Source organism: Streptococcus sp. DD11 (assembly GCF_001578865.1).
In the GTDB taxonomy this organism is placed as follows: domain Bacteria; phylum Bacillota; class Bacilli; order Lactobacillales; family Streptococcaceae; genus Streptococcus; species Streptococcus panodentis.
The window spans coordinates 233,811-234,589 of the sequence record NZ_KQ969393.1; the positions used below are offsets into that span (position 1 = coordinate 233,811).

Here is a 779-nt window from a genome sequence, read left to right on the forward strand (position 1 = left end):
AAGTGATTGGCGGTGGGACAGAAGAGGCTGAGACAGACTCCCTTCACTCTTTTGTTTCTATGCTCAGGCTGAAAAGGTTCCCCAAACCTTTTCATTCCCAGACTGGGAGAGGTTGGGGATAAGGCAAGCGAAGCTTGCATCAGCTCTACTTTTGAGACTTTCTCACGGAAGCGCCATCCACCGCCACTGTTAAAAGCAAACGAAAAGACTATACATGCGGATGAACTTTGGGGTGATTCATTCAATCAAGGAGGTGAGGACTATGAGATGGGGCCTGCTGCTGGGATGAGACGGCTTTTCTATTTAAATAGATATGAATGAATTGAGAGAATTATTCATTCAAAAAAGAGAGTGAGGAAACAGAATGAACAAAAAAGAAGGATTTGCTATGAGCGGAATGGCAATTTTGGGCATCTGTCTGCTGGTGATTGGTCTTTTGATTATTGGCTATGGCGGAGTGAGCTATGGGTTTGGGCTGAGCCTGGATTTTCAGTCCTTTCTGGTGGGCGGTCTGACTGTTGCCTTGATTGGTGCAGGTCTGATTCCGGGCCTGCCGGCAGCGGCCAAGCTGACTGTACTGGCTTTAGCAGCCTTAGCGGGTCTCCTTTATATTCACAGCATGCCAGATGATTTTGAGCTGATGATGAAGCTAATTGCTGATGTCGTGGTTCTGGGTCTGGCAGCCTGGCTGGCGACCATTTTTCTAAGAAAGTAGGTGGAAGAGATGATGATTGTTTATGATTCTCATACAGGTGTCGGCAAGCGTTTTGCGGAGTCTC

The 779-nt window shown here is 47.2% G+C and carries 1 protein-coding gene; it reads left to right on the top strand.

Annotated features, from left to right (window positions below; translation table 11 throughout):
* Window positions 1–364: 364 nt before the first annotated feature.
* Window positions 365–715, top strand: a complete 351-nt coding sequence (locus tag STRDD11_RS04420) for a hypothetical protein (protein WP_128835797.1) — start codon at window positions 365–367, stop codon at window positions 713–715.
* Window positions 716–779 lie beyond the last annotated feature (64 nt).